Origin of the sequence: Actinomadura sp. 1N219 (assembly GCF_044326405.1) — a bacterium.
Taxonomy (GTDB): domain Bacteria; phylum Actinomycetota; class Actinomycetes; order Streptosporangiales; family Streptosporangiaceae; genus Spirillospora.
In genome coordinates this window covers 1,652,556-1,676,012 of record NZ_JBIRAY010000001.1, presented here as the reverse complement: position 1 = coordinate 1,676,012, position 23,457 = coordinate 1,652,556, and the positions used below count along the sequence as shown (strand labels likewise).

The 23,457-nt window shown below is 71.3% G+C and carries 24 protein-coding genes; 12 read left to right on the top strand and 12 right to left on the bottom strand.

The window, feature by feature from the left end; translation table 11 throughout:
• The first annotated feature begins 108 nt into the window (after positions 1 to 108).
• A complete protein-coding gene (gene lpdA, locus ACH35V_RS07790; protein WP_395970921.1) occupies positions 109 to 1,512 on the top strand; it encodes a dihydrolipoyl dehydrogenase in 1,404 nt (467 codons plus the stop codon).
• An 80-nt stretch (positions 1,513 to 1,592) separates the two neighbouring features.
• Here lpdA and ACH35V_RS07785 read toward each other — a convergent pair whose 3' ends face one another.
• The 3 genes from ACH35V_RS07785 to ACH35V_RS07775 form a co-directional block, all read right to left on the bottom strand.
• Positions 1,593 to 2,201, bottom strand: coding sequence for a hemerythrin domain-containing protein (locus ACH35V_RS07785; protein ID WP_395970920.1), 609 nt, complete (start codon positions 2,199 to 2,201; stop codon positions 1,593 to 1,595).
• Between the two features lie 53 nt (positions 2,202 to 2,254).
• Positions 2,255 to 3,232 carry a DUF2637 domain-containing protein gene (locus tag ACH35V_RS07780; RefSeq protein ID WP_395970919.1) on the bottom strand — a complete coding sequence of 326 codons (978 nt, stop codon included), beginning with the start codon at positions 3,230 to 3,232 and terminating at the stop codon, positions 2,255 to 2,257.
• 129 nt (positions 3,233 to 3,361) lie between these two features.
• A complete protein-coding gene (locus tag ACH35V_RS07775) occupies positions 3,362 to 4,615 on the bottom strand; it encodes an NAD(P)/FAD-dependent oxidoreductase (protein ID WP_395970918.1) in 1,254 nt (417 codons plus the stop codon).
• A gap of 117 nt (positions 4,616 to 4,732) precedes the next feature.
• Between ACH35V_RS07775 and ACH35V_RS07770 the strand changes: the two genes are divergently transcribed.
• The 4 genes from ACH35V_RS07770 (at position 4,733) to tgmC (ending at position 8,713) form a co-directional block, all read left to right on the top strand.
• Positions 4,733 to 6,232 (top strand): helix-turn-helix domain-containing protein, encoded by a 1,500-nt coding sequence (locus tag ACH35V_RS07770; protein ID WP_395970917.1) that lies wholly within the window; start codon positions 4,733 to 4,735, stop codon positions 6,230 to 6,232.
• A 96-nt stretch (positions 6,233 to 6,328) separates the two neighbouring features.
• Positions 6,329 to 6,598 (top strand): putative ATP-grasp-modified RiPP, encoded by a 270-nt coding sequence (locus ACH35V_RS07765; RefSeq protein WP_395970916.1) that lies wholly within the window; start codon positions 6,329 to 6,331, stop codon positions 6,596 to 6,598.
• A 5-nt stretch (positions 6,599 to 6,603) separates the two neighbouring features.
• Positions 6,604 to 7,551, top strand: coding sequence for an ATP-grasp ribosomal peptide maturase (tgmB, locus tag ACH35V_RS07760; protein WP_395970915.1), 948 nt, complete (start codon positions 6,604 to 6,606; stop codon positions 7,549 to 7,551).
• Positions 7,520 to 8,713, top strand: coding sequence for an ATP-grasp peptide maturase system methyltransferase (gene tgmC, locus ACH35V_RS07755; RefSeq protein WP_395970914.1), 1,194 nt, complete (start codon positions 7,520 to 7,522; stop codon positions 8,711 to 8,713). Before tgmB ends, tgmC begins: the two co-directional genes overlap by 32 nt.
• Here the strand turns inward: tgmC and ACH35V_RS07750 are convergent.
• On the bottom strand, positions 8,695 to 8,913 hold the full coding sequence (locus tag ACH35V_RS07750; protein ID WP_395970913.1) for an excisionase family DNA-binding protein: 219 nt from the start codon (positions 8,911 to 8,913) through the stop codon (positions 8,695 to 8,697). The genes tgmC and ACH35V_RS07750 overlap by 19 nt on opposite strands.
• Positions 8,914 to 8,931: 18 nt before the next feature.
• The gene (locus tag ACH35V_RS07745; RefSeq protein WP_395970912.1) at positions 8,932 to 10,116 is read right to left on the bottom strand and encodes an XRE family transcriptional regulator; all 1,185 of its coding nucleotides are present in this window, start codon (positions 10,114 to 10,116) and stop codon (positions 8,932 to 8,934) included.
• Between the two features lie 266 nt (positions 10,117 to 10,382).
• Here ACH35V_RS07745 and ACH35V_RS07740 point away from each other — a divergent pair, with 266 nt between their 5' ends.
• Entirely contained in the window at positions 10,383 to 10,910 is a 528-nt protein-coding gene (locus ACH35V_RS07740) for an ATP-binding protein (RefSeq protein WP_395970911.1), read from the top strand.
• Positions 10,911 to 11,046: 136 nt separating this feature from the next.
• Complete coding sequence (ddaH, locus tag ACH35V_RS07735) at positions 11,047 to 11,871, top strand: dimethylargininase (protein ID WP_395971148.1); 825 nt, start codon at positions 11,047 to 11,049, stop codon at positions 11,869 to 11,871.
• Here ddaH and ACH35V_RS07730 read toward each other — a convergent pair.
• Entirely contained in the window at positions 11,868 to 12,440 is a 573-nt protein-coding gene (locus tag ACH35V_RS07730) for a helix-turn-helix domain-containing protein (protein ID WP_395970910.1), read from the bottom strand. The genes ddaH and ACH35V_RS07730 overlap by 4 nt on opposite strands.
• A 61-nt stretch (positions 12,441 to 12,501) precedes the next feature.
• Here ACH35V_RS07730 and ACH35V_RS07725 point away from each other — a divergent pair, with 61 nt between their 5' ends.
• Positions 12,502 to 13,503 carry a hypothetical protein gene (locus ACH35V_RS07725; RefSeq protein WP_395970909.1) on the top strand — a complete coding sequence of 334 codons (1,002 nt, stop codon included), beginning with the start codon at positions 12,502 to 12,504 and terminating at the stop codon, positions 13,501 to 13,503.
• Here ACH35V_RS07725 and ACH35V_RS07720 read toward each other — a convergent pair.
• Entirely contained in the window at positions 13,490 to 14,950 is a 1,461-nt protein-coding gene (locus ACH35V_RS07720; protein ID WP_395970908.1) for a wax ester/triacylglycerol synthase family O-acyltransferase, read from the bottom strand. The two genes, ACH35V_RS07725 and ACH35V_RS07720, sit on opposite strands and share 14 nt — an antisense overlap.
• A 188-nt stretch (positions 14,951 to 15,138) precedes the next feature.
• Here ACH35V_RS07720 and ACH35V_RS07715 point away from each other — a divergent pair, with 188 nt between their 5' ends.
• Positions 15,139 to 15,816 (top strand): uracil-DNA glycosylase, encoded by a 678-nt coding sequence (locus ACH35V_RS07715; protein ID WP_395970907.1) that lies wholly within the window; start codon positions 15,139 to 15,141, stop codon positions 15,814 to 15,816.
• Positions 15,817 to 15,832: 16 nt separating this feature from the next.
• Here ACH35V_RS07715 and ACH35V_RS07710 read toward each other — a convergent pair whose 3' ends face one another.
• Complete coding sequence (locus ACH35V_RS07710; protein WP_395970906.1) at positions 15,833 to 16,687, bottom strand: hypothetical protein; 855 nt, start codon at positions 16,685 to 16,687, stop codon at positions 15,833 to 15,835.
• A gap of 155 nt (positions 16,688 to 16,842) precedes the next feature.
• Here ACH35V_RS07710 and ACH35V_RS07705 point away from each other — a divergent pair, with 155 nt between their 5' ends.
• Both ACH35V_RS07705 and ACH35V_RS07700 read left to right on the top strand, forming a co-directional pair.
• The gene (locus tag ACH35V_RS07705) at positions 16,843 to 17,616 is read left to right on the top strand and encodes a lysophospholipid acyltransferase family protein (protein WP_395970905.1); all 774 of its coding nucleotides are present in this window, start codon (positions 16,843 to 16,845) and stop codon (positions 17,614 to 17,616) included.
• 50 nt (positions 17,617 to 17,666) lie between these two features.
• Entirely contained in the window at positions 17,667 to 18,818 is a 1,152-nt protein-coding gene (locus ACH35V_RS07700; protein WP_395970904.1) for a DUF5925 domain-containing protein, read from the top strand.
• Positions 18,819 to 18,852: 34 nt separating this feature from the next.
• Here the strand turns inward: ACH35V_RS07700 and ACH35V_RS07695 are convergent, their stop codons facing one another.
• Together ACH35V_RS07695 and ACH35V_RS07690 are read right to left on the bottom strand one after the other, a co-directional pair.
• On the bottom strand, positions 18,853 to 20,034 hold the full coding sequence (locus tag ACH35V_RS07695) for a trans-sulfuration enzyme family protein (protein WP_395970903.1): 1,182 nt from the start codon (positions 20,032 to 20,034) through the stop codon (positions 18,853 to 18,855).
• Between the two features lie 319 nt (positions 20,035 to 20,353).
• Positions 20,354 to 21,157, bottom strand: coding sequence for a DUF2470 domain-containing protein (locus tag ACH35V_RS07690; RefSeq protein WP_395970902.1), 804 nt, complete (start codon positions 21,155 to 21,157; stop codon positions 20,354 to 20,356).
• A 67-nt stretch (positions 21,158 to 21,224) separates the two neighbouring features.
• On the opposite strand from ACH35V_RS07690, the gene rpsD reads away from it, so the two are divergent.
• Positions 21,225 to 21,830 carry a 30S ribosomal protein S4 gene (gene rpsD, locus ACH35V_RS07685; protein WP_395970901.1) on the top strand — a complete coding sequence of 202 codons (606 nt, stop codon included), beginning with the start codon at positions 21,225 to 21,227 and terminating at the stop codon, positions 21,828 to 21,830.
• A 22-nt stretch (positions 21,831 to 21,852) separates the two neighbouring features.
• Here the strand turns inward: rpsD and ACH35V_RS07680 are convergent, their stop codons facing one another.
• Entirely contained in the window at positions 21,853 to 22,356 is a 504-nt protein-coding gene (locus tag ACH35V_RS07680) for a MarR family winged helix-turn-helix transcriptional regulator (RefSeq protein ID WP_395970900.1), read from the bottom strand.
• A 97-nt stretch (positions 22,357 to 22,453) separates the two neighbouring features.
• Positions 22,454 to 23,455 carry a hypothetical protein gene (locus ACH35V_RS07675; RefSeq protein ID WP_395970899.1) on the bottom strand — a complete coding sequence of 334 codons (1,002 nt, stop codon included), beginning with the start codon at positions 23,453 to 23,455 and terminating at the stop codon, positions 22,454 to 22,456.
• Between the last annotated feature and the right edge of the window lie 2 nt (positions 23,456 to 23,457).

Here is a 23,457-nt window from a genome sequence, read left to right as displayed (position 1 = left end):
CGACCGGCGCCGCGCGACGGGTCACGTCCGGGCCGGTGTGTCCCGCGACCGGGGTCACGTCCGGGCCGGGATGCGAGCACCGGCGCGCGGCGAATATCGTCCATGGATATGAGCGAACACTTTGACGTCGTGGTCCTGGGCGCGGGCCCGGGCGGATATGTCTCCGCGATCCGGTCGGCGCAGCTCGGGCTGAAGACGGCGATCATCGAGGAGAAGTACTGGGGCGGCGTCTGCCTCAACGTCGGCTGCATCCCCTCGAAGGCGCTGCTGCGCAACGCCGAGCTGGCGCACATCTTCACCCAGGAGCAGAAGACCTTCGGGATCAACGTCGAGGGACGGGTCTCGTTCGACTACGGCGTCGCCTACGAGCGCAGCCGGCAGGTGTCGGACAAGCTCGTCAAGGGCGTCCAGTTCCTGATGAAGAAGAACAAGATCACGTCCTATGACGGGCGCGGCGCGTTCACCGACCCGAACACGCTCCAGGTCATCAGGACGGACGGCTCCACCGAGACGGTGACGTTCGCCAACTGCATCATCGCTGCCGGGGCGCACACGAAGCTGCTGCCCGGGACGTCGCTGTCCGAGCGCGTCGTCACCTACGAGGAGCAGATCCTCAGCTCGGACCTGCCGGAGAGCATCGTCATCGCGGGCGCGGGCGCGATCGGCGTCGAGTTCGCGTACGTGCTGCACAACTACGGCGTGAAGGTGACGATCGTCGAGTTCCTCGACCGGATGGTCCCGAACGAGGACGCCGACGTGTCCAGGGAGCTGGCGAAGCGGTACCGCAAGCTCGGCGTGGACGTGCTGACCTCCACCCGCGTGGACGCCGTCGACGATTCCGGCGGCAAGGTGAAGGTCACGGTCACCGGCAAGGACGGCGCGCAGCAGGTCCTGGAGGCCGACAAGGTGCTGCAGGCGATCGGGTTCCAGCCGAACGTGGAGGGCTACGGGCTGGAGAAGACCGGCGTCGCGCTGACCGAGCGCGGCGCGATCGACGTGGACGGGCGCTGCCGCACGTCCGTCCCGCACATCTACGCCATCGGCGACGTGACCGCCAAGCTGATGCTCGCGCACGCGGCGGAGGCGATGGGCATCGTCGCGGCGGAGACCATCGGGAACGCCGAGACGATGGAACTCGACTACGTGATGATCCCCCGCGCCACGTACTGCCAGCCGCAGGTCGCCTCGTTCGGCTGGACGGAGGCGCAGGCGAAGGAGAAGGGCTTCGACGTCAAGACCGCGAAGTTCCCGTTCAGCGCGAACGGCAAGGCGCTCGGCCTCGGCGAGGGCGACGGGTTCGTCAAGGTGATCAGCGACGCGAAGTACGGCGAGATCCTCGGCGCGCACATGATCGGCCCGGAGGTCACCGAGCTGCTGCCGGAGCTGACGCTGGCGCAGCAGTGGGACCTGACCGTCCACGAGGTGTCCCGGAACGTGCACGCGCACCCGTCGCTGGGCGAGGCGATGAAGGAGGCCGTGCACGGCCTCGCCGGTCACATGATCAACCTCTGAGCGGCCCTTCCGGGGCGCCGGACGCGTCCGGCGCCCCGGCCGCTACGCCACCGCCCCCCGGCCTCGGGGCGGTCAGCGGGTCACGGGGTGTTCCACCGGTTGAGGGCCGTGTAGGCGGGACGCCACTCGTTCTCGAACGCGGCGCGGGCGGGCTCCGGGAGCGGGGCGAGCGTCGCCGCGACGGTTCCGGCGTCGGCGCCGTCCACCAGCCACGGGAGGACGCGCGGCGCGTCGGGGCCGATCCCGGCGGCGTGGGCCTGCCCGAACAGCGCGAGCTGCTCGGGCGTCACGGCCTCGTCCATCAGGGGCAGCGCCTCGTCCTCCTCGTGCTTCAGGTGGCCGGTGAGGCCGGTGGCGAGGGCGCCGACCAGTTCGGCGAGCGGCTCCGAACCCCCGTCGATCGCCTCTATGACCGGGTCGATGCGGGCGTGCTCGGCCTCCATCGCGTCGAGGAGGGCGAGGTCGCCGGGGCGTCCGGCCAGGGCCTCGCGCATCACCGGCCACAGCGCCTCGTCCTCGGCGGTGTGGTGGGCGTGCAGCGCCTTCTTGAACAGCTCCCAGCCGGGCGCGGCCGCCAGGAGGCGGCGCGGGTCGTCGTCCTCCCGGGCGGCGAGCTTCGCCAGGTGCTCCAGTTCCCGCCTGAGAGCGTTGTGCATGGCGTACATCAGTGTCATGTCGTGCTTAGCCACGTGTTTCTCCTTCCGTCTCCGCATTGACGAAGCGGGGGAAGGAAACGTGACCGTCAGGACGCGCGACCGGCCGAGGAGGACGGGGCCGGACGGGCCAGCCGGCTCAGCAGCCGCTGCCCCTGACGTGCGCTGATGTCCAGGCGCCGGCCCAGTTCGGCGCCGGTGATGTCGGGTTCGGCGTCGATGATCGCGAGCGCGCGGGCCTCGTTGTCGGTCGCGACGCTGCGCGGGACGCGCTGCTGCGGAACCTGCCGACGCGCGGGCTGCCGTCGCGGCGCCTTCTTCGGCGGAGCCTGCTTCGGCGGCTCCGGCTCCAGCGCCGGCGGCTCGGGCGCCGTCAGCTCGGTGACGCGGGCGAGGGCCTGGTCGAGCATGACGCCGTCGCGCAGCATCCAGGTGATGTCGGCGGGGGCCCTGGACTTCCACTTGCGGCCGTAGTGGGCGTCCAGCAGGGCCAGGGCGTGGCGGCGGCGCTGCTCGGCCACCAGCGCCTGCGGGTAGGACGTGATCTGCCACAGCACCATGCGGCGCCACAGCCGGAACGTGGAGAGCGGCGCCAGCAGCCACCGCGTGGCCGGGATGCCCTCGCGGACGGTCCCGGCGGCGATCCCGGCGCGCCGCCGGATCGCGTGCCGGACGGCCTCGATGAACGTCACGAACAGCACCGGCATCGAGGCGTGCATCACCATGCCCGTCGCGTCGCCGTGCGCGGCCGACACGTTCAGCCAGACGGTCGCGCCGGTGAACGCCATCGCCATCCAGCGCAGCGCCGGCATCGGCATGGCCAGCCACTCCAGCAGCAGCGCCACCGACACCAGCGCGAGGATGCCGAGGTCGACCCCGGCGGGGACGATCCACGCCTGGTCGCCGAACCACGGCTCGGCCACGTCCCGCACCGAGGCGAACGACCCGTACCCGCCCAGGCCGGCGAGCCCGGCGAAGAACAGCCCGCCGACCCCGGCCAGGAACTTCTGCGCCCGGGTCAGCGGGACGCCCGGTTTCCCAAGGGGCGTCCGCACCTCGCTGGTCATGACGTCCTCCCGCATAGAGGTGTCTACGCGATCACCAGGTGACCGTAGCGTGCCGACGGCCCCGTCCGGACGAATCAGTCATAACCGTCCAGAACCCCCAGGTCATCGGGGTGTGCGGTGTCAGACGGCTCAGCGGAGCGGGTTGAACGGGGCCAGTTCGGCGGGACGGCGGCCGGTGGTGATCTCCTCCGCGAGGAGGCTTCCGGTGGCGGGGCCGAGGGTGATGCCCCACATGCCGTGCCCGCCCCCGACGTAGACGTTCGGCGAGCGGGTGGCGCCGATCAGCGGCAGGCCGTCCCGGGTGCACGGGCGCGACCCGACCCACTCGTCCTGGCGGGCGTCCAGGTGGGCGCCGCGCAGCAGCGGGCGGGCGGCCTCGACGATCGCCCTGATCCGGCGCTGGTCGAGCGGGGCCTCGGGGTCGCGGAACTCCATCATCCCGGCGACGCGGAGCCGGTCGCCGAGCGGCGTGCAGGCCACCTTCTGGGCGGGGAAGTAGAGCGGGCCGTCCGGGACGCGGTCCATCGGCACGCTGAAGCTGTAGCCGCGGCCGGCCTGCACGAGGGCGCGGACGCCGAACCTGCGGGCCAGACCGCCGAGCCACACGCCGCTCGCGATCACCGCCGTGTCGAAGTGCTCGGGGCCGCTCCCCGCGGTGTGCACGACGACGCCGCTCCGCACGTCGCGGACGTCGGTGACGGCGGCGCCCGTCTGGATCTTGCCGCCGCGGTCGATGACGGCGTCGGCCAGCGCGTGGACGAACCGCCCGGGGTTGATGAAGCGCTGCCCGCGCAGCAGGATCGCCGCGCCGATCTCGTCCGACAGCGTGGGCTCCAGCCACCGCGCCTCATCCCCGGTGAGGACGTCGAACTCCAGGTCCTGGCCGGCGGCGCGGATGTGCTCGACCTCGTCCAGGAGGAAGCGGCGCTCCTCGGCCGTCCGGTAGGCGGCGAGGAAGGACCCGGCGTCGCTGGTCTCGGCCTTGACGCCGCCGTCGGCCAGCGCGTCGAAGCTCGGCAGCGCCCGCCCGTTGATCGGCACCAGCGACTCCATCGACCGCCGCCAGCGGGCCGCGGTGCTGTTCCGCGCGAACCCCGCGAGGAACCTGAGCAGCCGCAGGCTGGCGCTCGGCGGGACGTACACGGGCGACGACGGGCTGAGCACCGCGCGCACCCCGTACGACAGGACGGCGGGCTCCGGCAGCGGGGTCGCCAGGCCGGGCGTCAGCCATCCCGCGTTCCCCCAGGACGCTCCGGCCGCGACGTCCTTCCGGTCGAACACGGTGACGTCGGCGCCTCGCTCCTGCAGGAACCACGCCGTGGACAGCCCGACCATGCCGGCGCCGACGACGGCGACACGGCGCGGACCGGCGCTGGAAGCCATGACCACCCCTCCTCTTCAACGATGCCACTCCGATGGTGACTCCGAACCGCCCCGGCGCCCCTGTTGATTTCGGCCAACACGAACGGGTCGCATAGTGTGAAACGCACAATGATCAAGGTGACGGACTTCGTCGACTCGCTCGGCCCCGGCCTGTTCCGGCTGGTGGCGGCGGGACGCGACGCGCAGGTGCACGACGTCGTCCTGGCCGTGCCGGACGAGGCCGCCGGACGGCCGGGCGAGATCGTCCTGGGCGCCGGGGTGACGACCGCTCCCGACGCCCTGGCACTGCTCGGACGCGCCGACGCGGCGGACGCGTCCGGGGTCGTCCTGAAGGCCCCGCTCGCCCCCGAGGTCGTCGCCGCCGCCCGGCGGCTGCGCCCGGCGCTCATCGAACTCCAGCCTGAGACGTCCTGGACGCACGTGATCTGGCTGGTCCGCGCCGCCATCGACCACGCCCACGCCCCTCCGGGCGAGTCCGGCGACGACCTGTCCGCCCTCGCCGACGCCGCCGCCGAGATCGCGGACGCGCCCGTCACGCTGGAGGACGCGCGCTCCCGCGTCCTCGCCTACTCCGGTCTCCAGGACAGCACCGACCCGGCCCGCGTCTCCACGATCGTGGGCCGCCGCGTCCCGCCGCAGGTCATCGCCCACCTCCGGGCCTGCGGCGTGTTCCGCAAGCTGGCCCGCTCAAGCAACCCCGTCCTGGTCCCGGCGGGCCCGGACGGGATGCTGCCGCGCCTCGTGATCCCGGTCCGGGCCGGGGGCGAATGGCTCGGCTCGATCTGGATCGTGGCCAAGACTCCGATCCCCCCTGACCGCGTCGAACGCCTCACCGACCTGGCGTCCGTCGTTGCCCTGCACCTGCTGCGCCTCCGCGCCGAGACCGGGGTGGCGCGGCGCGCGTCGGCCGACCAGCTCCGCGCGGCGCTGCGCGACGGGACCACGGCGCCCGTCCCCGCGCGTCCGCCGTGGCGCGTGGTGGCCCTCGGCGGCGACACCGGCGACCTGCGCCGCCGCCTCGACCTGTGGGAGGCGATCACCCACCGCTTCGGCTGGCACCGCCCCCTCCTCACCGACCTGGACGACACGCTCTACGCCGTCCTCACCGTCCCGGCCGGCCCCGGCCGCGACGCCGGGACGATGCCGTGGCTGGAGCACGTCCTGACCCGCGTCCGCTCCCACGACCCCGCCCTCTACGCCACCGCGGGCGGCCTCGCGCACACCCCCGCCGACCTCCCCCGCTCCCGCTCCGAGGCCGCCGAACTGGCCGCCCTGACGGCGTCCGGCCGCCTCTCCCCCGGCCTCCACCTCCTGGACGACACCTGGGACGCGGTCACAGTCGAACGCGCCCGAAGGGCCACCGACACGTCCCGCCTAGGCGGCCCCCTCCCTGCCCTCCAGTCCCACGACGAGAACCACGGAACGGCTTTCCTGCCAACACTCGCCGCCTGGCTAGACCACTACGGCGACACAAAGGGCACGGCACACGCCCTGGACGTCCACCCCAACACCCTCCGCCACCGCCTGAAGCGAATGACCGAGGTAACACCGCTGGACCTCGCGTCCGCCGAGACCCGCCTGGCCCTGCGCCTCCAACTGGCCGCTCTTCTCGACTAAGGCATGTCCTCCCCATGTCCCCCTTGTCCCCGGCCGGCCGCGTGAACGCTCGGCTTCACTGAGTTAGCAGGAACTCGCCGGCAACAGGGAGCGCCAATGATCAACAACGCTCGGAATCCGATCCCGTGGGGGTGGACGCGGATGACCGCCCGCCTGCCCGCGGCTCCACCCTGCTACGCCCAGGTGGCGCTGGACGCGGCCACGCAGACCGGCCGCTACCTGGACCAGCAGGGTCAGGTGATCGAGATGGGCAAGCACGGGACGAACCGGCAGACCAGCACGGCCAGCAAGTCCGGCGGCGGGGACGGGAACAAGCCCCAGGTCCAGACCGTCGACGACTCCACCACCGACTACGAGTCCGACTAACCCCAATGGCGGACGAACCGGTGCTGGTCGTCACCAGTCTCGAGGACGTGACCGCGGACCTGGTCATCACGGAGTTGAACCGGCGCGGTGTTCCTGTGGTCCGCCTCGATCCGGCCGACATCGGGGACGGGCTCACCTTCGCGGCCCGCATCGGGGACGTTGAGCCCACGTGGTGCGGCCGGGCGCACACCCGGACCCGTGACCTCGACCTGGGACGCGTGCGTTCCGTGTACCACCGGCGACCGGGACCATGGCGGTTCGACCACCTGGAGCGACGCACTCGCGACTTCGCGGCAGCCGAAGCCCGGCACGGGCTGACGGGCGTTCTCAACGACTTGCCCGTGCTCCATGTGAACGCCCCTCTGGCGAACGCACGCGCCGAGTACAAGCCGTCCCAGCTCCGGGCCGCCGCCGAACTGGGCTTCACCGTCCCGGCGACCCTGATCACGAACGATGTGGCCGCTGCCCGCCGGTTCGCCGACGAGCACGGCGGCGTCATCTACAAGTCATTCCGGGGTGTGCCGCCCTCGGACGGTGTGACGGGAGTGATCTGGACGCAGCGCGTCAAGGCCGCCGACCTGGACGAGACGCTGTCGGTCACCGCGCACATGTTCCAGGCGGAGGTCGAGAAGACCGCCGACGTGCGGATCACCGTGGTCGGCCGCGATGCGTTCGCCTCGCGCATCGAAGCACCCAACCCACTCCTGGACTGGCGCTCCGGCGATTGGGACCAGTTGAAGTACACCTCGATCGACCTGCCCGAGCACCTCGCCGCTCGGCTCGTCGCCTACCTCGACCGATTCGGCCTGGCGTTCGGGTGCTTCGACTTCGCCGTCGACCGTGTCACGGGGCAACTGAACTTCATCGAATGCAATCCGAACGGGCAGTGGGGCTTCTTGCCGGACTCCGGTGCCATCGCGGATGCCTTCGCCGCACTTCTCCAGGCAGGATGACGTCATGGCAATCGTTGTGGACGACCCGGTGTGGCGTCGCGCGGTGGACGCCGTGCCTCGGCAACGGTTCGTTCCGGGCTTCTACGCCGACTCCGGGAAGCGGTCCGAGGACGGGTTGACCATCTGGGAACCGGTGACCGAGGCCCTCGACCGGGAACGTTGGCTGAAGGCCATCCAGGCCGACACGACGCTGATCACCCAATTCGATGGCGATGAGCCCGACTGGGATCATCCCGTGCCACGGATCGGTGGCGCTCCGACCTCGTCCTCGACGCTGCCTTCCCTTGTCGTGCGGATGTGGGTGGACGCGGAACTTGAAGACGGCCATGACGTCCTGGAGATCGGGACCGGGACCGGCTATTCGACCGCTCTCGCCTGCGAAAGGCTCGGCGGCAGCGGGAACGTCTCGTCCGTGGAGGTTGACGGGCACCGACTCAGCCAGGCCGCCGAGGCTCTCTATGCGTGCGGCTACGTCCCAGACCTCGCCGTGGCGGATGGGCTCTACGGGTACTGGCCGTGCGCACCGTACGACCGGATCGTCGCGGCATGCTCGGTGCGTACCGTCCCGCATGCCTGGCTTGCCCAGTCACGACCGGGCGGGAAGATTCTCACCACTTTGTCCGGGTGGCTGTACGGGTATGCGCGCGTGCTCCTGACCGTCCAGGAGGACGGCACTGCTGAGGGGCCGCTGTTGCCTGGCACGATCTCGTTCATGAGCGCGCGCGTCCAGGAAAGGCCGGAACCCGGCAACCCGGCGCACTGGGCTTCTCTCGCTCGCAACGCGGATGCACGTGCCGTCCGGCATGGGCCGGAACGTCTAGAGGCGGCCACGGAGGAAGGTTTCTTCGGACGGTTCCTCGCCCAGCTTGCCGTCCCCAACGCGCAACTCGTGACGTCCGCCGACACCACGTGCCTCATCGACGTCACCACGGGCTCCGCCGCCGTGCTCGCCTCGGATGAAGGAGAGCGGCACGTCCGGCAGGCCGGGCCGCTGCGGCTTTGGGACGCCGTTGAGGACACCTTGGACTCGTGGGACCAGGCCGACCGGCCCGGCCCCGAATATTTCCGCATGAGCATCGACAACGGCCATCAGCGGATTCACCACGTCACCGCCACCGACCTGTCGTACACGCTGCCCGCCGCTCAGGCTCCGAGTTCCTGACCAAGCTCAGCAAGCTCCCTAGCGGCGGCTCGTCGTTTCGCGTCGTCGCGGCGCTTGTACTCCATGACCGCCTCAGCCGTGACGCGCTGTTCCTTCCCCACCATCCGATAGGGAATTCGTTGCGCGTCCAGCAACCCGGTCAAGAACGAATGGGACACGTTTAGCAGGTCCGCCGCCTGCTGCGTGGTCAACTCGGCCATTCTTTATCGACCTGCCGATCAGGTGGCGGCCGCGAGTTCGCGCAACTCCCGCGCCGCCGGCAGCGCCCGAGCCCGCTTAGGAAGAGCTACGAGCACGCGTTTCACGAGAGAATCAGTGCCCTTCCCCACGAAATCAGGCCGTTCTTGAAGGGTCGTCAATGCTTGCTGCAGACCAGCGTCGATCTCACGAGCCCGCACGAGAGCCGCAGCTCGCATCAGGGACAGCCCCTTAAGCGGCACGACTGAGCTTGATGGGTAGACGCCGATGGCCTGGTCGAGCGCAGCTAGAGCTTTGGAGTTCCTGATGCGCGTCAGCACGTAAGACTCTGCCCAGCGAAACTGGCTCTCACGGTATGCCAGGACGGTCTGGGTCTCACCATGTTGTGGTAGTCCATCAACCGTTTCCTCGACCTTGTTCAGTGAGATGAGAGCCTCACGCCCATCTCCTCGGTCTGCTGCCATATACGCGCGGGCGGCATGTGCCCGGGCCAATCCGGCGGACGGCGTCCCCTTGGCGATGGCGATGGCCTCACCGGTCAGAGCGGTCACGACCTCCGAAGGGCGTCCGGCCCAGAATGCGTCCTGTGCCGCTCGACCGCGCGTCCACACCTGGAGGTCGCGGTCACCCGATGCGTCGGCGGCCCGGCGAGCAGTGCCCCAGGAGACCCTGGCGGAACGCTCCTCGCCCGCGTCGCCGAGTTCGATCGCCAAGAGACCGGAGAGACCTGCGCTGACTCGCCACAACCGGGCAAGCTCATAGGCGGCACGCGGCTGTTCGAGCAGTCGGCCCACGGCGATGATGTCGGCCGTCAGGTCCCCGACCAGCGCCCCGGTCGGCCGGACCACGATCTGCTGGCCGTACTCGTGGACGGTCTGCTCCCATTCGTCCACGTCAACGTTCTGGCCGGTGGCGCGGTCGATGCCGGAGAGTATCTCTTCCAGGACTCCAGGGGGAATCGCCGTCCCAGCACCGAGGGCGGCGATCAGTTGCAGTGCGGCACGTCGCTTCACGTCCTCGTCCCCATCGTCGGAAATAGGGCTCGGCTCTACGGTACCCGCCGGGTGATCGGACGATTCCTCCCCAAAGAGGTCCTTCTCCTCCATTCCGAACACGGTGGCGTAGGCGGAGCCCCAGTCGGCGGGGAACACCATGCCTTTCTCGTGGCGGTTGATCTGGCGGGAGAGGTTCTTGACCTGGCTCATATCGGGATCGTCTATGCCAACCGCGGCATAGAGACGGCGGGCCGCTTTGAACGGGCCCCAACCACGAGCTAGGCGTTCGGCCTCGATGCGTTCGGCCCACTGGGGGCGTGGCTGATCAGTCATTGGGATCGGCGCCCTTCGACCGGGGGAAGCGGGGACTGGGGTCCAACGACTCCATTGTCGCCTTTCTCGGTCCGTGTGCGGACGGTTTCACTGAGTTAAAGCGGAACTCGCGTCCGCGTCCGAGAAGACGAGAGGTCGAAATCATGGAGGACCGTATGGGCACCCTCGCGCGGCGGGGCGGCATCACTCGCGCGGCACGGGGAGCGCGGACGTTCGAGTGGGGATTGGAGGAGCGGACGGCGGGTGCCGCTCGGCGGGCGGTGCGGGAGACGCTGACCGCGTGGGGCGTCACGGAGGGGGACATCGACGTCGCGGTGCTGCTGACGTCGGAGGTCGTCACGAACGCCATCCGGCACGTGCGGGCCGAGCTTCGGGCGGGAGTGGTCTGGGTCCGGGTGTGCGTGACGGAGGGGCGGCTCCGGGTGGACGTGACCGACCCGGAGCCGGGCTGCCCGCGGCTCGTGGCGGCGCTCGACACCGACGAGGGACAGCGCGGCATGGTCGTGGTCGCGGGCTGTGCGGACCGCTGGGGTTGGCACCCCGGACCGGGCGGCGGCAAGACCGTGTGGTGGACGCAGGTCCTGGAGGTGCGTGAGCCACTGGTCGGGGTGCCGCTCTTCAGGCGCGTCTTGTCCAGGAGCAGGTCTCAGTCCAGAGCACACAACAAATAGGCCGCCAGAGGACCAGAGACGCAACGAAACGCCAGGTCGGAGCAAGGTTGACGCATTGGATCGCGGGCGCTGGGTTTCTAGGCTTTCGATCGGTCGAACCTAGCCCCTGGAGATGTGCATGAGCGTTCTGCCGGCGATGGCGCCCGGTGTCGGTGCTGAGCGGACGGCGCGGCGGCGGCGGTATCTGATGTGCCGTCCCGAGCACTTCGCCGTCACCTATGCGATCAATCCGTGGATGGACCCGGCGGCGGGCGCCAGCGCCGCGAAGGCGGTCGCGCAATGGGAGGCGCTGCGGGCGGCGTATCTGACCCTCGGGCATGAGGTGAGCCTCATCGAGCCGATCGAGGGGCTGCCCGACATGGTGTTCGCGGCGAACGGCGCCCTGGTCGTCGGCGGACGTGTCTACGGCGCGCGATTCACACATCCGGAACGGCATGCCGAGGGGCCCGCGTATTCCCGGTGGCTGCGGAAGAACGGGTACTCGGAAGTGCTGGACGCGGAGCACACCAACGAGGGCGAAGGCGATTTCCTCACGCTCGATCACGTGATCCTGGCGGGGACCGGATTCCGGACGGAAATCGCCGCGCACCAGGAGGCGCAGGAGTTCCTCGGACGGCCCGTGGTGACACTCCGGCTCGTCGACCCGCGCTTCTACCACCTGGACACGGCGCTGTTCTCGCTCGGCGGCGGCAACGTGGCGTACTTCCCCGGAGCGTTCTCGCCCGGCAGCCGCGCGGTGCTGGAAAGGCTGTTCCCGGACGCGATCCTGGCGGGCGAGCGGGACGCGGCGGTGCTCGGCCTCAACGCCGTTTGCGACGGCCGCAACGTCGTCGTCAACGCCGAAGCCGTCGAGCTGATCGAGACGCTGCGGGGCCGCGGATATGACCCCGTCCCGGTCGACCTGTCGGAACTGCGAAAGGCGGGCGGCGGGCCCAAGTGCTGCACCTTGGAACTGCGTTAGGACTGCTTGGGTCTGGCGCGCAGGTGCATGCGCTCGCCCTGCGGCCCGAAAAGGCTGAGCAGCTCGACCGTGCCGCCGTGGCCGCTGAACCAGTGCGGCAGCCGGGTGTCGAATTCCGCGGCCTCGCCCGCCTCCAGGATCAGCTCCCGGTCGCCGAGGACGAGGCGGAGCCGCCCGCTCAGGACGTACAGCCAGTCGTAGCCCTCGTGGGTCTGCGGGTCGGGTGTCCAGCGGCGCTCCGGGACGATCATCTTGAACGCCTGGACCCCGCCGGGACGCCGCGTCAGCGGCAGCACGGTCATGTCGCGCATGCGCTGGGGGCGGGGCCTGATCCGCGGGTCGGCGACCTCCGGGGCGCCGACCAGCTCGTCCAGCGGGACGTGGTGGGCCTGCGCCAGCGGGAGGAGGAGTTCCAGGCTCGGCCGCCGCTTGCCGGACTCCAGCCGCGACAGCGTGCTCACCGAGATCCCGGTGACCTCGGCGAGCGCGGTCAGCGTGACGCTCCGTTCCTGCCGCAGCCGCCGGAGCCTGGGCCCGACACCGGCGAGGACGTCTTCGGTCGTCTCCATGCGTTCATTGCAGGAACGGCAACGCGGTTTGTCAAATGCGAGGCCCTCTAGGGTGGCTGCCATGGGACCCGGCGAGCGGCGATGGCGGGACGAGCGGGCCAGGCTCAACGCCTCGCGCGGGCCGCTCGGCGAGGCGGCGAGCGCGCTGTATCCGGACGTTCCGCGTGTCGCCGGGACGTCATTGCTGTGCCGTGAGGAATGGATCCCGGACGCTCCCATACCGCTGGAAGACGTCCGGCTGGAATGGGAGGTGCACGGCGCCCCGCCAGCCGTGGCCGACCCGTCCGAGGGGCTGCCGGACGGCTATCGCACGTACGCCGAGGCAATGGCCGCCCTCGCTCCGCCGAAGATTTTCGAGGACCGGCCGAGCTACCGCCTCCTCGACGCCCGGCCCCCAGTGCTCCGCCTCGGCCCGGCCCGGTATTTCGACGGCGTGAACGTGGGCGAGTCGGCCGCCCACGAATTGGCGGCCGAGGTGGACGGTCTCCCCCTGCGCACCCGAATCGGCGATCCCTGCGACCTGGCCCGGCGAACCGTCCTCCCCGCGATCACGACGGCGACCGTCACCACGTCCGGCTCGTACGTCCTGCATTGGCGAGACCCGGGCAAGGTGGCGCACGCGGGCGGGCTCCACCAGGTGATGCCGGTCGGGGTCTTCCAGCCGTTGAACGACGAGCGGCCGGACCTCTGGGCGTGCATGGTCCGCGAATACGCGGAAGAACTGCTCGGAATGGACGAGGACTACGGCGAAGGCTTCGTCCAACATGAATGGCCGTTCCATCGGGCCTTGACGTCCGCCCGTGAGGAAGGGCGGATGCGCGCGCATTTCCTCGGGCTCGGCGTAGATCCGCTCACGTTCGCGCTCGACCTGCTCACGGCGGTCGTCATCGACGACGAGGCGTTCGATCGGATCTTCGGCGGGCTGGTCGCGGTCAACGACGAGGGCGAGGTGTCGACGCGGCCGTTCGACCGTACGGTCCCGCAGCCGATGCAACCGGCCGGGGCCGCGGCACTGGAGCTGGCGCGGCGGCACCGGGCGGCGCTCGGGATCACTCCCGGCTGAGGTCCCTCAGCTCGTCCAGCGCGTCCACCAGGTGGTCCACGATCTCGGACGGGTCCGGGACGAGCTCGCGGCAGGCGACGATGCCGACGTTCACCCTGCCGTCGTAGGAGAAGACGGTGATGTTGAGCCCGCCGGTCACGTCGGTGATCACCGAGATCGGGTAGTAGGCGAGCACCCGCGCCCCGCACAGGTACAGCGGGAACTGCGGTCCCGGCACGTTCGAGATGATCAGGTTGATGGGGCGCAGCGACATCGTCGGCGCGGCCTGGAGGGCGAGGCGGGTGGCGGCGCCCGCGATGGGCGCGGGCACCAGGCCGCTGAGATCCTGTACCCAGCTGCCGGACGACCCGGTGAACCGCCGCTTGGCGGTATCCATCGCGCGCCGGACGGCGAGGTACCGCTCGGCCGGGTCCGGGATGTCGGTGGCCAGCGGCGTCGCCATCATCGAGATCTGGTTTCCGGAGTCGGTGCGCCCGGCGCCGCTCCGCGCCCGGCCGCGCCGCAGCGACACCGGGACGGCCGCGACGAGCGGGCGGTCCGGCAGGTCGCCGCGCTTGTCGAGCCACTGCCGCAGCGCCGTCGCGCACAGCGCCATGACCACGTCGTTGACGCTGCCGCCGAGCCCCTTCCTGATCTCCTTGACCGTGTCCAGCGGCAGCTCGCCGCAGGCGACGGCGCGGCGGCGTCCGATCGGCTGGTTGAACGGGGTCGGCGGCGCGCTCAGCCGCGGCGCCCGCGGCACCTCGGGGCGGCGCAGCGCGCCCTGCATGACCGACGACATCAGCCCGACGCCCGGGATGGACGAGACCCCGGGGATCTCGTCCAGGTACGGGGCGGTGCGCGCGACGGAGACCGCCGTCCGGACGGGATGCAGCGCGGTCCTCAGCAGCCCGCTGCCGACCATCTCGGCGGTGCCGGGCGCGCGGGCGGGCTCGGACTCGTCGGCGGGCAGCTCGCGGGGCTCGGGCGACAGGTCCAGCAATGCGGCGAGCGTCTCGGCGGCCATGACGCCGTCGACGGCGGCGTGGTGCACCTTCACGTAGACGGCGGTCAGCCCGCCCGCGAGGCCCTGGATGAGGAACATCTCCCAGAGCGGGCGGGACCGGTCGAGGGGCTGCTCGTGCAGCATCGCGACGACGTCGGCGAGCTGCCGGTCGGTGCCGGGCGCCGGGAGGCCGATCTCGAAGATGTGCCGGACGGGGTCGAAGTCCGGGTCGTCCTCCCAGTAGGGGTGGTCGAGGCCGAACGGCACCTGGACGAGCCGCTGCCGCAGCGGCCTGGCCGCCAGATGGGCGCGGCCCCGCACGAGCTCGGCGACCAGCGGCACCGTGAGCCGGCCCCCCGGGCACGCGGCCGCGTCGAGGATGCCCAGCCCGGCGATGTGGGCCTGGGTGGTGCCGGTCTCCGCGTTGAGGAAGGTGGCGTCCACGGTGGTCAGCTGGCTCATGCTCTCTCGTCCGTCCGCTCGTTCTGCGCCTGTCCTGCCCTCTAAGGAGATGCCGCCGAAGACCGCAGGTCAACGCGGTCCGGCAGGAAGTAACCCGGACTTAACAGGACGTTTCACGCGATTCACACAGCCGCCCGAAAAGGCGTTCGCGGGGCGGCCGCATGATCATCGCACTAGGGTTGTGCCCCATGACGGCACGACCACTCACGGAGATCGTCGAAGCCGGGTGGGCGACCGCGCTGGAGCCGGTCGCCGGGACGATCGCCGCCGCCGGAGACTGGCTCCGCGCCGAGGTCGCCGCCGGACGCCGCTACCTCCCCGCAGGGAACAACATCCTGCGCGCCTTCACCCAGCCGTTCGACGACGTCCGCGTCCTCATCATGGGCCAAGACCCCTACCCGACTCCCGGGCACCCGGTCGGGCTCAGCTTCTCCGTCGCGCCGGACGTCCGCCCGCTGCCCGGCAGCCTGATCAACATCTTCCGCGAGTACGGCAGCGACCTGGGCCACCCCGAGCCGTCGAACGGCGACCTCACCCCGTGGACGGAGCAGGGCGTCTGCCTGCTCAACCGGTCGCTGACCGTCATGCCGGGCAAGCCGGGCTCGCATCGCAGCAAGGGCTGGGAAGAGGTCACCGAGCAGGCCATCCGCGCCCTCGCGGCCCGCGGCCGCCCGCTTGTCGCCATCCTGTGGGGCCGCGACGCGCGCAACCTCAAGCCGCTGCTCGGCGGCGTCCCGTGCATCGAGTCGGCGCACCCGAGCCCAATGTCCGCCGACCGCGGCTTCTTCGGCTCCCGCCCGTTCAGCCGCGCCAACCAGCTCCTGGAGCAGCAGGGCGCCGCTCCCGTGGACTGGAAGCTGCCTTAGCCCCTCTGCCGCCTCGCTAGACCTCTTCGGGGAGGCGGTGCAGGAGGGTGGCGAACTCCGGGGACTTGTCGGGGTCGGCGGGAAGCGGCGTCAGGCGGCGCTCGCCGTGGCTCCAGTAGACGCCGGGGGCGCAGGGGTCCTCGGCGTCGGCGTGCATCTCCCGGACGACGTCGGAGAAGACGGGCAGCACGTCCCGGACGGCCGCCGACATGATCGGGTACAGCAGCAGCGTGCTGTGGCACGGGACGCCGACCAGCGCGCCGTGCTCGTTCGGCCATGGGAGGAACTGGTCGACCTCGCTGAGCAGCGCGGACACGTACCGGCTGCCCGGCTTGGTGACGACGCGGACGTTGCGGCCCGGCAGCAGCGGCTGGTCGCGGACGGCGACGTCGGCGAGCTCGCGGTCATGGGTGTTCGTCATCACGTAGCCGAGCTTGTGGAGCCCGAGCAGCCCGGCGCGGGCCTTGGTGAGCGGGCCGCCGTAGCGGGGGTGCTCGATCATCACCATCGCGTCGAAGTGGTCACCGGCGGGGACGACGACGAGGCCCTCCCGGTCGCGGGGCGCGAGCTTGGGGACGATCCGCAGCCGCAGCAGCTCCCTGACGTCGCCGAACAGCTCCATCTCGCCGACGGCCAGGAACGCGCGGTCGCCGACCTCGCGGACCCACTCGTCCACCACCTTCGGCCATGCCGAGCGCGGCTCCCGGGCGCAGCGCTCGAGCACCGTCCAGCTGGAGGCCCGCGCCTCCGACCGGCCGACGGGCAGCACCACCTCGGAGGTGCCGGAGTCGAACCAGGCGCTGGGCGCCAGGGCGGGCAGCACGTCGCGGATGAGCGCGTGCACGTCCGCCGCCGCGTCCAACGGTTCCATCTGTGCTCATCCCCTTTCCCACCCTCAGGGGGATCTTCGGGCTTCGGCGGCTCACGTCACAACCCCCACCTTCTCAGAGTTCCGGTCGGTTGTGGGAGCCATCCGGATCCCCGCCCGCACTCGCTGATCATGAAGCCCTCAAGTACCGTGCTCCCATGCCCGAAATCGTGTATCCACCGGTGATCTTGACGGCTCGCTGCGTGTTCAGGGCCCTGAACATCAAGATCCGTCTGGAGGGGACCGACCAGATCCCCAGCACCGGCGGGGCGGTCCTCGTCAGCAACCACATCAGCTACCTGGACTTCATCTTCGCCGGGCTCACCGCGCATCCGGCGAAGCGGCTGGTGCGGTTCATGGCGAAGAAGGAGATCTTCGACAACCGGATCGGCGGGCCGCTGATGCGCGGGATGAAGCACATCCCCGTCGACCGGGACGCGGGCGCCTCCTCCTACGCGGCGTCGCTGAAGGCGCTGAAGAGCGGCGAGATCGTCGGGGTGTTCGCGGAGGCGACGATCAGCCGCTCGTTCACGGTGAAGGACATCAAGAACGGCGCGGTGCGGATGGCGGTCGCCGGGAAGGTGCCGCTGATCCCGGTCGCGATCTGGGGCCCGCAGCGGCTGTGGACGAAGGGCCGCAAGCGCAGGCTGCTGCAGCGCGGCGTGCCGGTGACGATCCTCGTCGGCGAGCCCCTGCACCCGAAGCGCGGCGACGACTACGACCAGTTCACCCGCGACCTGCACGCCCGGATGTCGGAGCTGCTGGAGAAGGCGCAGCGCGAGTACCCCGACGTCCCGAAGGCGGACGAGACGTGGTGGCAGCCCGCCTACCTCGGCGGCACGGCCCCGACTCCGGAGGAGGCCGAGAAGCTCGACCTGGAGGAGATCGAGGCGCGCAAGGCCGCCGGCCGCGCGGACGACACCGCCCCCTGACGCCCTAATTCGGTGGACGCGGCCGGTCACGGGGCCTGATCATTTTGGACATGACCACGCCGCAGGAGATCCTCCATCTCGTCGAGTCCGGGGAGAACGCCACCGACCCCGGGCCGGACTCGACGCTGCCCGTGGTCTTCAACCTGAGCGACAACAACTCGCCCGCCGACGTGATGGACGTGCTGTCGCTGCGCCCGTTCGCGTCCGGCGAGCAGCCCTGGTCCCGGTCGACGCGGCTGGAGCACGTCCGCGCGGACGCGCCGCTGCGTCCCGGCGACGCCCGGCTGGTGCGGGTGGCGCACGAGAAGGGCAAGGAGTCGGTGCTGGCCGAGGGCGACGGCTGGACGCTGCTGACGAACCGGTGGAAGAACGGCGTCGCGTACGTCGCCGTGTCGGCCGTGTCTGAGGAGCTGGCGGAGACCGTCCTCGACGCGTCCGTGAAGGACGCGACCGACCCGCCCAAGGTGGACGAGACCAGCGTCGAGATGGGCTTCTGGCACATGGGCACGCACGGGCCCGTCCGCAGCGAGCGCGCGATCACCGCCGACTCGTGGGCGGACATCCGGCGCAACTACACCGCGCCGGTCGCCGAGGCCCTCGACGACGTCATGCGCCTCGGCCGCGACGACGTGTCCGGACGGCTGCTGCTCCTCCACGGCCCGCCCGGCACCGGCAAGACGACGGCCTTGCGCGCGCTGGCCCGCGCCTGGAACGACTGGTGCCAGTCCGACTGCGTCCTCGACCCGGAGGCGCTGTTCGGCACGCCGAGCTACCTGATGGAGGTCGCGGTCGGCGACGACGAGGACGAGAACCGCCGCTGGCGGCTGCTCATCCTCGAGGACTGCGACGAGCTGATCCGCGGCGAGGCGAAGCAGTCGACGGGCCAGGGCCTGTCGCGGCTGCTGAACCTCACCGACGGGATGCTCGGGCAGGGCCGGGACGTGCTGGTGGCCATCACCACCAACGAGGACCTCGCCATGCTGCACCCGGCGGTCGTCCGTCCCGGCCGCTGCCTCGCGCAGATCGAGGTGGGCCGGCTCACCCGCGCGGAGGCGACGTCCTGGCTGGACGTGGCCGAGGCGCCGTCGAGCGAGATCGGCGACGATGGCGCGACGCTCGCCGAACTGGTCGCGCTCCGCAAGGGCGAGAAGCGTCCCGAGGGCCAGGACGTACCGGCCACGGCGACCGGCTTCTACCTGTAGGCCGCCTCGAACTGGTCAGGTCGCCTCGAACTGGTCAGGTCGCCTTGGCGAGGGCCTGGTCGATGTCGGACCACAGGTCGTCGGGGTGCTCCAGGCCGATGGACAGCCGCACCGTCGCCTCGCCGATCCCGGCGGCGGCGAGGGTCGCGGCGTCCATCTGCCGGTGGGACGTGCTCGCGGGATGCATCACGAGCGTCGCGATGTTGCCCAGCGACGGGCCGAGCGAGATCAGCCGGACGGCCTCGGAGAAGACGCGGCCCGCGTCCCGCCCGCCGGCCGGCTCGAACGCCAGGACGCCGCCGCTCCCGTCCGGCAGCAGCCGCCGCGCCACCTCGTGCTGCGGGTGGCCGGGCAGCCCCGGATAGTGGACGCGGGTGACGGACGGGTGCGCGGCGAGGCGGCGGGCGATGTCCAGCGCGGACGCGCTCTGCCGCGCCACCCGCAGCGGCATCGTGGCGAGGCCGCGCACGGTCAGCCACGCGCCGAACGGGTCGGCGACGGACCCGAGGTCGATGGCGTGGTCCCAGACGCGGCGGTACACGTCCGGGTCGGCGAAGACGGCGATGCCCCCGATGACGTCGCCGTGCCCGCTCAGGTACTTCGTCGCCGAGTGGATGACGATGTCGACGCCATGCTCGATGGGCTTGCAGAGGAGCGGGGCGAAGGTGTTGTCGACGACGGTCAGCACGTCCGTGCCCTGGACGGCGGCGGTGAACGCGGGCAGGTCCGTCACATGGGTGGTGGGGTTCGCGACCGTCTCCAGGTAGAGGAGGCGGGTCGCGGGACGGAGCGCGTCCCGCACCTCCGCCGGGTCGTCGCCCGAGACGTAGGTGACGTCGACGCCCCACCGTTCGGCGAGGTCCTCGAACAGCGCGTACGTGCCGCCGTAGAGGGTGGTCTGCGCGATGACGTGGTCGCCGCTGCGCAGCAGGCTCATCAGGACCGTGCTGACGGCGCCCATGCCGGACGCGGTGGCGAGCGCCCCGGCCCCGCCTTCCAGCTCCGTGACGGCCCGTTCGAGGGAGCGGACGGTCGGGTTGGCCATGCGGGCGTAGAAGAAGGCCTCGTCCGGTCCGTTGAAGGCGGCGGCGAGATCGTCGGCGGCCTCGAACGAGAACAGGTGGCCCTGGTAGAGCGGGACGGAGAGCGGACGGCTCCCCGCCGGCGTGATCACGGGCGGGTGGACGGCTCGGGTCTGCGGATGGTGTCCGGTCATGCCTCCAGCCTGCGGCGGAAGCCCGGCCGCGGAAACGGCCAATTCCAACCAGTGGCCCGGACCACGTCCCCCGAGATGTCGCGGCGCCGGACCACCGGCCCGGCCGGGGGCGCACCGGGCGCCCCGGCAACCCGGTGACGGTCCCCGTCGCCGGCTCACCCACCCCGCGAGGGCGAGCCGGCGATCGGGGTCGTACCGGACGGGTGACGCTCGGCGTCCCTCGGCCGGTGTACCGAGCATCGCCCGGAACGGGGCCCCGCCGCCATCCGGGAGATCACCGGCAATTCGTCGCTTTCGTCCGGATCAGGGTTTTTACGTACTAAGGGGTCGCCCGGGCGAACAGGCGCCGGTACACGCACCGCAGACCGTGGAGATCACTGACAGGCTCCGCGAACGGGAGCCGCAGGTCGAACGAAGCGTGAGCGTCCGGTGGCGGTGCGACGCGGCGCAGCCACATACCGTACCGGTCGAGCGCCAGCGGCCGGACCGTTCCCGGCGGCACGGAGTCCGGCAGCAACCCCGTCAGCTCGTCGCGGTGGCAGGTGTCCAGGTGCGTGAGGATGCCCGACTCGACGGCGACGAACGGGTCCGGCGCGGCGGCGGCGTACTCCTCGGGTTCGAGGGACGCGCTCCCCCAGGCGTCGTCGATCTCGACCTGGGCGACCTCCAGCGCGAGGATCGTCCATTCCGGTCGCCCGGCGTCCCGGGCGCCGTCCCGCTCCGCGGCGAGGTCGAGCAGCTCGGGACGGGGATGGGCGTGCGAGAGGCGGAGCGCGGCGGCGCGCAGCTCGCCGTCCGGGACCTCGCTGAGCCAGCCGTGCAGCCAGGCCCGGCCGCGGACGCGGTCCGCCAGCGCGACCGGCGCGACGTCGGAGATCCGCAGCGTGGCGGGCACGTCGGGGTCCGCGTCCGGGGCCGGGTTCCGGAGCCCGGCGGCGATCGGCGACGCGGACTGGACGAGCAGCAGCGGCCTGCCGTCCCGGTCGGTCGTGTGCGCCGGGACGGGCGCGTACGGGACGCCGGGCGCGACGAGGACGCCGTCCGCGACGCCGTAGGCGAGGGTCCGCGCCCGCTCCGCCGCCGTGGGGCCGTCCACCGTCTTCGTGGTCTCCGCTCGCCGCACCTTGCCTCCTTGACCTACTAGGTTAGGCTTACCTAACTTAGGCATACCTAACCATCAAAGGAGCGTGATGAACAACCCTCGTCCCAAAGTGCGGATCTCGCGGGCGCTCGGCATCCCGCTGACCCCGAAGGCCGTGAAGTACTTCGAGGCCCGCCCCTACCCGCCGGGCATGCACGGCCGCGCCCGCAAGCAGGAGTCCGACTACAAGGTCAGGCTCCGCGAGAAGCAGCGCCTCCGCGCGCAGTACAACATCCGCGAGGCGCAGCTCCGCAACGCGTTCGCCAAGGCCGCCAGGACCGGCGGCAAGACCGGCGAGGCGCTGATCGTCGACCTGGAGCGCCGGCTGGACGCGATCGTCCTGCGCGCCGGGTTCGCCCGCACCATCTACCAGGCCCGGCAGTTCGTCGTGCACCGGCACATCCTGGTGAACGGCCGCCGCGTCGACCGTCCGTCCTACCGGGTCAGCCCCGGCGACGTGGTCACCGTCGCGGGCCGCAGCCGCGCCATGGACGCCTTCCAGATCGCCGCCGCCGGCGGCCACACCGAGAACGTCCCGGCCTACCTCGACGTCCGCCACGACGCCCTCGCCGCGCAGCTGACCAGGCTCCCGGAACGCCGCGAGATCCCCGTCATCTGCGACGAGCAACTGGTCGTCGAGCACTACTCCAGGTGACCCGGGAGCCGTATTCCTTGAGTTAGTGGAGGGCGCCCAGTTCCTTGCGGGCGGTGGCGCGGAGGGTTCGCAGGGCGTCCACCAGGACGTGGCGCTGGTCGTCGGTCAGCGGGCCCGCGAAATGCTCGCGGAGCGTCTCGGCGTGGACGCGCAGGGCCTCGTCCAGCTTCGCGCGGCCCGCGTCGGTCAGCTCCACCAGCTGGCGGCGGCGGTCCCCAGGGGCCGGCTCGCGGCGGACGAGGCCGGCCTCCACCATCCGGTCGATGATCCGGGTCATGCCGCCGCTGGTCAGGATCAGCTCACCGGCCAGGTCGCCCATCGTGTGCGGGCCGGAACCGGCGGCGCCGGACAGCTTCAGCAGGACCTCGAACACCGCGTGCCGGATGCCGCAGCGGCGCTCCAGCTCCCGGCCCGCGATCCGCTCCAGCACGGACGCGGCGCTGAGCAGCGCGCCGAACTCGTGGACCAGCTCGTCCGGGACGACTCCGCCGTCGGTCCTGCGCTCGCCCGGTTCCGTTTCCGTCACGGTCGACATGATGCCCCGCCTTCGTCCAGCGACCCCGTCCATCCGCACAACGCGCGGCGCCCCGCGCGGCTTCCACGCGGGGCGCCCGGCTTGATGGTCAATTGCCCGGTGTGCCGCTCTTCTCCGCCTTCGGCGACTTCGACGCGCCACCGCCGGGGACGCCCGGGAGCTGCTGCCCCGGCTGCTGGTTCTTGTTCTGCTCGTTGATGCCCGACGCGTACTGCTGGGTCACCTTCCACTCGCCGTCGACCTTGCTCAGGGACAGCCGCAGCAGCGTCGCGGGCTCGGTGGCCTGCCCGTCCTTCGTCTTGAGCGAGACCTCCACCATGACCACCGCCGTGGCGAACCTGCCGTCGACGCTGCCCACGAAGACCTGGTCGGTCTTGGACGTCACCGCCACCTGCGCATCGGACTTGAACGCGTTGGTCAGCGACGGCATCGTGTTCTTCTTGAACTCGTCGAGGAGATCGCCGGCCATCAGCTTCTGGGCCTTCTCGGCCTGCGTCTGGTAGTTCTGCGCGTTGTAGCTGAACGCCGCGTTGCCGTAGGCGGAGGCGACCTTGCTCACCGCCGCCCGGTCGTCCTCCTTGGCCGCGTTGGAGCTCGCGCTCCGCCACTGCCAGATCGCCAGGCTGGCCAGCAGCGCGACCAGGACGACCACCACGACGGCCTGTGCGGTGCCGAGCCCGAAGACGGTCGACCGGATGACGACCGGCTCCTTCTCCTCCGGCTCCTCGTCCGGCGCCTCGATGCGGGACGGGCGCGGCTTCGGCACGGCCTTCGCCGCGGGCTTGGCGGCCTTCGCCGCGGGCTTGGCGGCGGGCTTCGCCGGGCGGGCCGCGGATTTGGTCAGACGGGGCGCGGGGGCCTCCTCGGGCTCCTCGTCCTGCTCGTCTTCGGCGTCCAGGGCCTCCAGGACCTCGTCCAGGTCCTCGTCGTCGATGACCTCGATGACCCGCACCCGGCGCTTGCGCCTGGCGGCGGGGCGTGCCGGACGCTCCGCGACCTCGGTCTCCTCCGGCGCCTCGGTCTCCTGCGGCGCCGCGTCCGCCTCGTCCGGGACCTTGCCGGTCCCGTCCCTGGTGGTCTTGGCTGTCACTT

Bases quoted from the DNA above. Each gene is read 5' to 3' on its own strand.
- lpdA (WP_395970921.1), top strand. From the start codon at position 109: ATGAGCGAACACTTTGACGTCGTGGTCCTGGGCGCGGGCCCGGGCGGA.
- ACH35V_RS07780 (WP_395970919.1), bottom strand. From the start codon at position 3,232: ATGACCAGCGAGGTGCGGACGCCCCTTGGGAAACCGGGCGTCCCGCTG.
- ACH35V_RS07775 (WP_395970918.1), bottom strand. From the start codon at position 4,615: ATGGCTTCCAGCGCCGGTCCGCGCCGTGTCGCCGTCGTCGGCGCCGGC.
- ACH35V_RS07765 (WP_395970916.1), top strand. From the start codon at position 6,329: ATGATCAACAACGCTCGGAATCCGATCCCGTGGGGGTGGACGCGGATG.
- tgmB (WP_395970915.1), top strand. From the start codon at position 6,604: ATGGCGGACGAACCGGTGCTGGTCGTCACCAGTCTCGAGGACGTGACC.
- tgmC (WP_395970914.1), top strand. From the start codon at position 7,520: ATGCCTTCGCCGCACTTCTCCAGGCAGGATGACGTCATGGCAATCGTT.
- ACH35V_RS07750 (WP_395970913.1), bottom strand. From the start codon at position 8,913: ATGGCCGAGTTGACCACGCAGCAGGCGGCGGACCTGCTAAACGTGTCC.
- ACH35V_RS07745 (WP_395970912.1), bottom strand. From the start codon at position 10,116: ATGAGCCAGGTCAAGAACCTCTCCCGCCAGATCAACCGCCACGAGAAA.
- ACH35V_RS07740 (WP_395970911.1), top strand. From the start codon at position 10,383: ATGGAGGACCGTATGGGCACCCTCGCGCGGCGGGGCGGCATCACTCGC.
- ddaH (WP_395971148.1), top strand. From the start codon at position 11,047: ATGGCGCCCGGTGTCGGTGCTGAGCGGACGGCGCGGCGGCGGCGGTAT.
- ACH35V_RS07730 (WP_395970910.1), bottom strand. From the start codon at position 12,440: ATGGAGACGACCGAAGACGTCCTCGCCGGTGTCGGGCCCAGGCTCCGG.
- ACH35V_RS07725 (WP_395970909.1), top strand. From the start codon at position 12,502: ATGGGACCCGGCGAGCGGCGATGGCGGGACGAGCGGGCCAGGCTCAAC.
- ACH35V_RS07720 (WP_395970908.1), bottom strand. From the start codon at position 14,950: ATGAGCCAGCTGACCACCGTGGACGCCACCTTCCTCAACGCGGAGACC.
- ACH35V_RS07715 (WP_395970907.1), top strand. From the start codon at position 15,139: ATGACGGCACGACCACTCACGGAGATCGTCGAAGCCGGGTGGGCGACC.
- ACH35V_RS07710 (WP_395970906.1), bottom strand. From the start codon at position 16,687: ATGGAACCGTTGGACGCGGCGGCGGACGTGCACGCGCTCATCCGCGAC.
- ACH35V_RS07705 (WP_395970905.1), top strand. From the start codon at position 16,843: ATGCCCGAAATCGTGTATCCACCGGTGATCTTGACGGCTCGCTGCGTG.
- ACH35V_RS07700 (WP_395970904.1), top strand. From the start codon at position 17,667: ATGACCACGCCGCAGGAGATCCTCCATCTCGTCGAGTCCGGGGAGAAC.
- ACH35V_RS07695 (WP_395970903.1), bottom strand. From the start codon at position 20,034: ATGACCGGACACCATCCGCAGACCCGAGCCGTCCACCCGCCCGTGATC.
- rpsD (WP_395970901.1), top strand. From the start codon at position 21,225: ATGAACAACCCTCGTCCCAAAGTGCGGATCTCGCGGGCGCTCGGCATC.